General features: G+C 52.5%; 8 protein-coding genes and 1 pseudogene. 6 read left to right on the forward strand and 3 right to left on the reverse strand.

Features of this window, described 5'->3' with window-relative positions; translation table 11 throughout:
- Nucleotides 1-268, forward strand: a 268-nt coding sequence (locus VIN66_RS17805; protein WP_331925232.1) for a uracil-DNA glycosylase family protein, incomplete at its 5' end; no start/stop codon positions are given.
- Here the strand turns inward: VIN66_RS17805 and VIN66_RS17810 are convergent.
- The 3 genes from VIN66_RS17810 to VIN66_RS17820 form a co-directional block, all read right to left on the reverse strand.
- A complete protein-coding gene (locus VIN66_RS17810) occupies nucleotides 265-1356 on the reverse strand; it encodes a PepSY-associated TM helix domain-containing protein (RefSeq protein ID WP_331925233.1) in 1092 nt (363 codons plus the stop codon). The genes VIN66_RS17805 and VIN66_RS17810 overlap by 4 nt on opposite strands.
- 1 nt (nucleotide 1357) lies before the next feature.
- On the reverse strand, nucleotides 1358-3427 hold the full coding sequence (locus VIN66_RS17815) for a TonB-dependent receptor (RefSeq protein ID WP_331925235.1): 2070 nt from the start codon (nucleotides 3425-3427) through the stop codon (nucleotides 1358-1360).
- Nucleotides 3428-3704: 277 nt separating this feature from the next.
- Nucleotides 3705-4655 carry a hypothetical protein gene (locus VIN66_RS17820; RefSeq protein WP_331925237.1) on the reverse strand — a complete coding sequence of 317 codons (951 nt, stop codon included), beginning with the start codon at nucleotides 4653-4655 and terminating at the stop codon, nucleotides 3705-3707.
- Nucleotides 4656-4814: 159 nt separating this feature from the next.
- Here VIN66_RS17820 and VIN66_RS17825 point away from each other — a divergent pair, with 159 nt between their 5' ends.
- The 5 genes and pseudogenes from VIN66_RS17825 to VIN66_RS17845 form a co-directional block, all read left to right on the forward strand.
- Nucleotides 4815-5447: a trimeric intracellular cation channel family protein gene (locus VIN66_RS17825; RefSeq protein WP_331925238.1), complete on the forward strand. Its 633-nt coding sequence runs from the start codon at nucleotides 4815-4817 to the stop codon at nucleotides 5445-5447.
- Between the two features lie 43 nt (nucleotides 5448-5490).
- A complete protein-coding gene (locus tag VIN66_RS17830) occupies nucleotides 5491-6117 on the forward strand; it encodes a YigZ family protein (RefSeq protein ID WP_331925239.1) in 627 nt (208 codons plus the stop codon).
- A 57-nt stretch (nucleotides 6118-6174) separates the two neighbouring features.
- Nucleotides 6175-7422 carry a hypothetical protein gene (locus VIN66_RS17835; protein WP_331925240.1) on the forward strand — a complete coding sequence of 416 codons (1248 nt, stop codon included), beginning with the start codon at nucleotides 6175-6177 and terminating at the stop codon, nucleotides 7420-7422.
- The gene (locus VIN66_RS17840; RefSeq protein WP_331925241.1) at nucleotides 7412-8002 is read left to right on the forward strand and encodes a condensin complex protein MksE; all 591 of its coding nucleotides are present in this window, start codon (nucleotides 7412-7414) and stop codon (nucleotides 8000-8002) included. The genes VIN66_RS17835 and VIN66_RS17840 overlap by 11 nt, the downstream gene beginning before the upstream one ends.
- Nucleotides 7995-8626 (forward strand): annotated as a pseudogene (locus VIN66_RS17845) (ATPase); the annotation flags it as partial. The gene VIN66_RS17840 and the pseudogene VIN66_RS17845, both read left to right, overlap by 8 nt.

Below are 8626 nucleotides of genomic sequence, written 5' to 3' on the forward strand. Positions count from 1 at the left end.
CTGGCGGCCAGCATTGCTTCACGGGCTTAAGCATTTACAGTTGACACTGGTGATTGGGCAGTATGCCAAGGCCTGGCATCTGCCAGATGCTCAAGATTCGTTAACTGACGCCGTTGCGGGCTGGCAGCAGTACTGGCCGGATATTATCCCGCTGCCACACCCCAGCCCACGCAACAATATCTGGTTAACACGTAACCCCTGGTTTGCCCGGCAACTGCTGCCCATACTGCAACAGCGGGTGCAGCAAGTGCTGGTTGGCGCTGATTAGCTGTTGCTTTCTGGTTTAAGTGACGAAGCGGCGGCTGAAGTTCGGCTGCCGGGGCGGGTAACCCAGGTGTACAACAGGCCGGTTAGCAGTAATAACAGCGGTAGCAGGCCGCTTATTGCCAGCGCCCAGAAGTATAGTTTGCCGCCGATTGCGGCAGTATGCAGCGGATACAGGCTGTTGGCGATAGCGCCGGTAGTACCAAAAGCGCTGGCGGGCGTGGCATAAATAACCTTATTGCTAAGTGCATCTATCTGCACCACGCTGCGGCCGTTCTGGTGCCACTCGCCAGCCATACGGGCGCGAAAACTCATTGGCTGATCAGCGGCGGTGCGCAGGCTGCTTAGCCTTAGCTGGGCATCTGGCCATTGTGCCTGCGCCTGCCTAAGTGCAGCAGTCCAGTCAGTTGTCGCCAGTGGTTGATAACCTGCTGTTTTGAGTTGTGGCGCCGGCTGTGGTGCAGTAGAAATTATACTCAGAACATTGCGAAATTCCGCATTAAATACCATCAGGCTGCCGGTTACTGTTGTAAGTAGCAACAATGGGGCAAAGCTTAACGCCAACAGGCTGTGCCACTGGCGCAGTGTGCGGGGATTCAGAGCGGGTTTTGGCAGTGCCAGTAGCCGGCGGCTAAAACGCTTGGGCCACCACTGCACTATGCCCGCCAATAGCAGCACCAGGCAAATCAGGCCGATGACGCCCAGCACCGTACGGCCGGTTTTGCCGCCCAGCAAATGCAGGTGAAAATCGTACAGCCAGTCGATCCAGTCGCCTCGCGGCGTGCGTGTCAGCAGTAAGGTGTGGCTGGCATTGTAGTAGTGGCGTTGATTGCTGTGGCTGACGGCTTCCAGCCAGTGCGCATCCTGATCCGGATACTTTACGTAACGGAAGTCGGGTTGCTGCTGCAGCTGATTGAGCAAGGGCCCCCATTGACTGATGTCTGACGGCAGCGCCAGGTTTTGCAGCTGCGGATATTGCCAGCGCAGCAAATCGTTTTTAAACAGCAGCACAGCACCGCTTAAGCTGATCAGCAGCAACCAGATGCCAATCAGCCAGCCCAGATAGCGGTGCAGCGTGCGTGCGGTTGGCATATCAGAACGCGTGTGACCAGCTCAGGTTTAACGTACGGCCGATACCGGCAAAGTAGCGTGCTGCTGCAGGTGTACTTTGTGCATAGTAGGTAAAGTACTGTTTATCGCCCAGGTTTTCGATACCCAATGTCCAGCGGCCGTACGCCGTATCATAGCTGCTGCTGAAATCCAGCGTGGTATAACCGTCAAACTGTTCACCGGTATTCAGCGTATGGCTAAACAGGATATTAGCCTGCAACCGGCTGCTAAGTTGTGGCAACCACAGCTGCTGCCAATACAGGTTTAACCGCTCTGGCGCGATATTAACACCACCTAAATCGGTTTCGACTTTGCCATCGTCGTCATTATCAAACTGACCATTGGTGCGGGCATAGCTAAAACCTATCTGGCTATCAGTGCTGAAGTAATACTGGCCTTCGGCTTCAATACCGTCTATTTCGGTTTTCTCGCGTCTTACACTGTAAATGCCATCGGCATCTGCCTGCAGGCGCGAGCCCAGATCTGAATCCGAGCGGTAAGCGCTGGCGCGCAGTTGCCAGTTGTCAAAGCTAAACTCAATGCCCAGTTCCAGATTGTCTGACAGCACCGGCTGCAGCGTTAAAAAGCTGTCTACTGATAAGCCCGGCGTGCTGATATCGCGTAGTACCCGGCCTACATCCGGCATGCTGAAGCCCTCGCTGTAGCTACCGTACAAACGTACATTAGGGTGAAATTGCCATACTACACCGGCGTTGGTCAGCAGCTCGTTAAAGTCCGGCTCGCCGCCGGCAACAAAGGTGCTGTCGTACGCTGCCAGCGTGGTGAAATCATTTACTGTCAGCTTGCCATATTCGTAGCGGCCGCCAAGGCTAAAGGTAAAGTTTTGCAGTGCGCTGTAGCGCAGCTGGGCAAAAGGCGCCAGGTTGGTAAATTCAGTTTCCGGTACCCAGTTACGGCCGCTCAGCGCCAGTTCCTGGTAGGTTTCGTCCTGCAGCCAGTCGGCACCGGCGCTTAAATCCAGCCCGTTCAATGCCAGATTAGGCTTGAACCAGGTTAAACGGCTGCCGTATTTGGTCGATTTATTCTGTGACTGATCGTAAAAATTGGCGCCCAGTGCCGGGTCCTGAAAGGCGTCAAAACGGCCACCGCCGTATAGCGCGGCGAAGTCCTGCAGAAACAGCTGCCAGCTTAAGCTGCCGCCAAATACTGCGGTATTGCTGTAATCCAGTGTTGCAGTGGTCACTTTGTTTTGCGGTGCCATGCCCTCTGTTTCACCACGCTCAGATTTGGCTGGAATACCTGCTGTGACATCACCGGCAACTTGGGTATAGTCTCCGTTACCGCGCAATTTATAGTGATTTATCATCAGCTGCAGGCTTTCATGTTCACTCAGTTGCTGGCGTGCTTTAACAAACACATCAATACTGCGCGAGTCCATCGTATCGCCCTGGGTACCATCTACGCCGATTAAATCGCCATTGCCGTCGCGGTACATGCCGGTATCACTGGCCGACACACCGGCTACCACTGCAAAGCCTTGCTGCTGGTAGCTATGAAGGTAACTGGCTTTGTAGCTTTGGCTGTCGCTGCCGCCGGTGGTGGGTGTGGTAAAGCTGGCGCTCAGCTGATGGCGGTTATCGCCGGCAGATTTGGTAATGATATTAATAATACCGCCGCTGGCGCCCATACCCTGAATGGCATTAGCACCACGGATCACTTCAATCCGTTCGATCATTGCAGGGTCAATGGTTTTGCCATCGCGCGAGCCGTTACGCAGCGGGTTAGATTGTGGCACGCCATCAATCATATACAGAGGTTCACGGCCGCGCAGTGTTTCACCGGCTGAAGTCAGCTTTTGCCGGCTGGGTGAAAAGCCCGGTAACAGGTTGCCGAGAATCGCCGAAATATCCTGCGTAAACGCCAGCTGGCTGGCAATTTGTTCCTGGCTGATAACGGTAATCGTGGCCGGCACCGTGCTGACCGGCGCATTACTGCGGCTGGTACTCACGGTAATATGCTCAATATCCTGCTGAGCAGCAACAAACGAAGAGGAAACAAGTAAAGCGACAGGCAGCGCAGATAACGGCTTCATAGAGTACCAGATAGCATAAATGTAAATGGTTCGCATTTATACTTGTACTGCTAACAAATGTCAAGGTAAGCCGCTGGCCCGGACAAAACAAAACCCGCCGTAGCGTGCAGCTAATCATTTAAGCGGAATCGGTTTGTCCTAAGCCAACCGTCTCAGCCCTGGATGGGCTGAGAGGAGCCCCCAGGGATTGGGTTCACGGCGTGTTGGTGTGGGCAAACCGATGGCAGCTGCAAGCTTAACTGACTGGCATTACGCCGTAGCGGGTTTGGTCTGCAGTTTAGTTGGCCTTAAGTTGCAAATTAGCAAATTCAATAATGGCTTCGGGTGAGCCCAGTTCTGGCATCAGTTCGCCGCTTTGCAGTTTGGCAAATTGCAGTGGTTCGTTGAAACTAAAACTCAGCTGCAGCTTTTCCGGCTGGTTGACAAACTGTGCCAGTGCATCTTTCATATTTTGTGGCAGTGGCTCCAGCATCGAAATATTCAGCAGCGCCATACCTTTGATGGTTTCCAAATCCGGCGTTTGCCCGTGCTCTGCCGTCATGGCGATAGCGCGCTCGATAAAACCGTTATTTTCAATACTGACAGCACCATTACTCAGCGCGCCGGTCAGCAGTTTTTCGACGATTTGCTCGGCATACGCTTCAGAGCCAACCAGTTGCTGTTGCTGCTCTGGTGCCAGGGCGCTGATCTCTTTGGCGTATTGCCAGAACTGCTGCATTTGCGCCAGGGTGAAGTTGTAACTGAGGCTGAATTCATCATTAATGCGGGTTTGCTGGTTAAATAACAGCTGACCGTCATTTTGGTACTGATAGCTGTAGTCGCCATGTAACGCCAGGCTTTGTACAAAAGCACTGGTTTGTGGCGGCAGCATTTGCAGTATTGCCGGCGCGGCTTTTGCGCCGCTCAGGTGTACGCTGCCTGAATCTGCCAGTTCACGCGGTTTCACGCCTTTGGCAGTGATCTGCTCTACAGTAGCAACAGTGCCGAGCTCCGCCATGCTGACTTCCAGCCCGGCTATGCTGTAACTTGACGTCAGCACATTGGCTGATACGTCTTTGTATGTCAGTGAAATAAGCGGCATATCGCCGTTGGCGGCTAACTGACGATAGCTCTGGTTTGCCTGTTCAACCTGCTGCTTTACCACATCTTCTGCATACTTATTGGCAAAATACACACCGCCACCTGCTGCAGCTGCAAGCACGACCAGCGCAATCACTGACTTCTTCATACTAATCCTTTACTGATTTATGTTAATAAAACGCTGAAATGTTAACACAGTGCTGTTGGGGCGAACAGGCTTATAGTGCCGTATTTTTAGCAGCTTATAGCTGTTTACGCTGGGTAGAAAGCCTGCTAAGTTGCAGCCAGATAAGAGCGGGGTGACGGTATGGAACAGTATTTTCACTGGATAGATTTACTCGGCATAGCAGTGTTTGCTATCTCTGGCACACTGGCCGCCTGGCGTAACCAGATGGACGGCTTTGGCGTAATTGTACTTGCCAGCGTTACGGCTATTGGTGGCGGCACGCTGCGCGACCTTATCCTGGATGTGCCGGTGATCTGGATTAACAACAACAGCTATTTTTACGCCATTTTTATCGCTGCTATAGGCACCATACTGGCAGTGCGTAACCGGCTGACTATCCCGCATAATACGCTGCAGCTGTTTGATGCATTGGGGCTGGCATTCTTTGTTATTATGGGCACACAAAAGGCGCTGGATAACGGTACTTCCGCGATGGTGGCAATAATGCTCGGTACCATGAGCGGGGTCTGTGGTGGTATGATCCGCGACGTGCTGTGCCGCGAAGTGCCGATGGTGTTTCGCGGCGAGTTATATGCGGTTACCTGTATTTTTGGCGGTGTGGTTTACACTGTGCTGATTTTTGTCGGCGTCAATACCGCAGTGGCTATGACAGTGGGCATGCTGGCGCTGCTGTTGCTGCGTTTAGCGGCGATGAAATGGCAAATCACCATACCGGTGTTTGCTAAACACCATGCCGAACTCAACGAACCCTGATAAGCGCTGCTGATCAGCATCTAATGGATATGTTGCAAAGCTAATGAGCCGATATACTGTTATTGCCGCTGATACTGAACATTTGCTCACCGAGAAAAACAGCGATTTTCTTACTTTTTTGCACCCGGTAAACAACCGGGAACAGGCCATGCAGTGGGTTGAGCAGTATCGGGCGCGTTACCCCGATGCTAACCATGTCTGCTGGGCCTATATCATCGGTAATACCCGCCAGCCCCAGACACAGGCCTTTAGTGACGACGGCGAGCCGGGTGGCACTGCCGGTAAGCCAATGCTGCATGTGTTAACTGAGCGCGAACTGGGCAACTGCCTGGCAGTGGTGGTGCGCTATTTCGGCGGGGTAAAACTGGGCGCCGGTGGCTTAGTGCGGGCGTATTCTAATGCGGTATCACAGGCTGCGGCGAAAGCCGGGTTATGCGAAGTCAGCCCGAGTATTGCGCTTAGTATCAGTGTCAGTTTTGCGTTTGAAGCGCGCTTACGGCAGTTATTACAGCAGTGCAAGGCGACACTGGATGAGGTCAGCTACAGTGATAAGGTGACGGTTAGTATTACTTTGCCGCAGGATGCTGAGCAGGCGCTGTGCGATCAGCTTATTAATGAAACAGCCGGTGCAGCGGACATTCGTCAGGCCGGGTCACACTCTGGTGTTTAGCGCCAATCCGTGGATAATAGCCTTTTTATTGCATCAAGCAGGAACGCTTAGCGACGCATGATATCCCCGCGTAAAATCTTAAAATGCCTCGATGAACACTGGCAGGTTATTGAAGCCTTGATTGGCCGCAGTAACATGGGCAGCTTCAGCTTTCAGGATGTACAGGCGCTGATTAAACGCTTTAACCCCGGTTATTCCAGCGAGCAAGTCTTTAAAGAAGCGCAGCGCTTGCTGCAGGCTGAAGTGTTTATTCCGCTGGCCAAGTCCAGCCAGCTGGAGCTGAACCGTGCCGTGCTGGAATTTGCCGAGTATTTGCTGCAGGAACATAACCTGGGTATGGCCGAGGATATTCAAAGCCGTATCCATGAGCTAAACCGGCTGGCGCGTAAGCTGGAACTCGCCGCTAAAGGCCGTGATGCCAGCGAATTAAAGCGCTTTATCTGGCAGATGGATGAGCGCATCCGCGAAGTGGTAAAACACTTTGCTAAAAACGAAACCGCCATTTTAAACCTGGTCGATAAAGCCAAAGCTGACGAGCGCAATTTATCCTTAGCACGCCGTTACAGCGCGGTGATGGAAGCTTTTGACGACTATATCGAGCCAATGCTGCAGCTGATTGATATCAATGGCCCGTTTCAGGCCACCATTGCCGGCCTGGAAGCACTGCTGAGTGAGCAAGTCGGTGCATTGGAAATCAGTGGCGGCCTAAGCCACGAGAAAGAATTATTACTGCAGCTGCGCACCCGTTTGCTGGATATGAACCAGATTGGCCGTGAAAGTTTAAGCCGCAGTGCCGATGCCTTAATGCCACTGCGCGAAGAGCTGCGTAAAAACACCTTGTTATCACGTAACGCCAGTGCCGTGCTGGGGTTAATGCGCAAAAAGGGCATTGATCTTACGTTAAGCCAGTTACCGGTAGTTATCGCCTCTGACTCACAGCGTTTCTCGCTGGGCAGTGCTAATCAGCTCACCAGCTATATGGCCGAGCTAGCCGATTATCAGCAAGCCGAATACCAGCTGCCAACGCAACAAGACGAGCGTGTGGCGCCGAATTTACAACTGCCGGATTACGACAGTGTGCTAAGCAAAGCGCGCAGTAGCGGCACTATTAGCAATCTGGCGCGTTGGCTGGATGAAAACTACCCCAATTTAGCGCTGGATGAGCTGCTGTATCTGTATCAGGCGTTAAGCCGCGAAGATGGTTTAGCACTTAACCATAATCATCAGGCGGTTGAACTGACGCTACAGCAGCATAAGTTGACCCTTTACCCGTTTTCGCAGGAGGCCAAGGCCGATGCATCTTGATTTACAAGAGCTGACCCAGCTGGCTGAGATCTATAAAAAGCTCAGCGGCGGTTACCATATCAGCGAGCAGGACTTAGCCCTGTGGCAAGAGCTGGACGCGCAGGAGCTAAGTTACAGCGCATTATTCTCCGGCCTGGGGCATACGCTAAAACGCGATAGCCGTGGCTTTTTCTATTTTGATGTCGATGATGCCAGTGCCAATATGGGTAAAATTTCCCGCCTGTTTGCGCTGACTATTTATGCGCTGGTGGAATATTTTGCCGATCAGGGCCGTGATCCGCTACAAGCGCTGTTTGATAGCGAGCTGGACCACGAGGTGTTTTCTGCCATCGTGCAAAAACAGTATCACCTGTTTGAGCAGCTGGATATCTTTAGCGCCACCGATGTGAAACGCGAAGTGGCCAACCGGATGCTGCGTTTGGGTTTAGCCCGTGCCAGCGGTGACAATATCAAGTTGCTTGCGCCGGTACACCGTTATTTAGACGCCTTACTGCAATTGGATGACGGCGCACCGCAAGATTCCAGCGATACGGTGTTATTGGTTGATACCCCGGATACTGAGGAGATGAGCGATGTCTGAGCAGCTGTATGGCCTGACGAAGCTGGCGCTGTTAAACACTGCCGGTTATGCCAAATGCGTCATTCCACTCGATCATGCCGCCTCAATATGTGCGCCGAATAATACCGGTAAAAGCTCGGTGATTAATGCGCTGCAGTTCCCGTTGATTAACGATTTACGCCTAACCGAGTGGGACGGCCACGATTTAGATGAAACGCGTAAGTTCTACTTTGGCTCGGATCAAAGTTATATCCTGCTGGAAGCCAATTTGCCCGATGGCAAAGTGGTAATTGGTGTGGCGGGGCTGGGGAAAATTGCCGGCTACAAATACCAGTATTTTTGTTATCAGGGTGCACTGGATTTAGACCACTTTATCGCTGGCAACAGCATTGTGAAATACAACAAACTCGATCATGTATTGCGCGAAAAAGGCCTGGATCCGATTGAGCTGAAACCGTCCGAGCTTAACGCCATGCTAACCGGCGGCGCCACGCCTTATGACAGCCGCATTAATTTACGCATGATCCCGCTGAATAACGTGTCGGATGCACCGGTTTATAAAGATATATTCCGTCGTATTCTTAACCTGCATAAGCTGACGGCGCAGGATGTTAAACGCTTGCTGCTGCCGGTATTCGCCCGCCA

Origin of the sequence: Rheinheimera sp., assembly GCF_036568245.1 — a bacterium.
Lineage (GTDB): Bacteria > Pseudomonadota > Gammaproteobacteria > Enterobacterales > Alteromonadaceae > Alishewanella.

What these genes read in the sequence shown, in the direction of transcription:
- VIN66_RS17810 (WP_331925233.1), bottom strand. Translation starts at nt 1,356, where the DNA reads ATGCCAACCGCACGCACGCTGCACCGCTATCTGGGCTGGCTGATTGGC.
- VIN66_RS17815 (WP_331925235.1), bottom strand. Translation starts at nt 3,427, where the DNA reads ATGAAGCCGTTATCTGCGCTGCCTGTCGCTTTACTTGTTTCCTCTTCG.
- VIN66_RS17820 (WP_331925237.1), bottom strand. Translation starts at nt 4,655, where the DNA reads ATGAAGAAGTCAGTGATTGCGCTGGTCGTGCTTGCAGCTGCAGCAGGT.
- VIN66_RS17825 (WP_331925238.1), top strand. Translation starts at nt 4,815, where the DNA reads ATGGAACAGTATTTTCACTGGATAGATTTACTCGGCATAGCAGTGTTT.
- VIN66_RS17830 (WP_331925239.1), top strand. Translation starts at nt 5,491, where the DNA reads ATGAGCCGATATACTGTTATTGCCGCTGATACTGAACATTTGCTCACC.
- VIN66_RS17835 (WP_331925240.1), top strand. Translation starts at nt 6,175, where the DNA reads ATGATATCCCCGCGTAAAATCTTAAAATGCCTCGATGAACACTGGCAG.
- VIN66_RS17840 (WP_331925241.1), top strand. Translation starts at nt 7,412, where the DNA reads ATGCATCTTGATTTACAAGAGCTGACCCAGCTGGCTGAGATCTATAAA.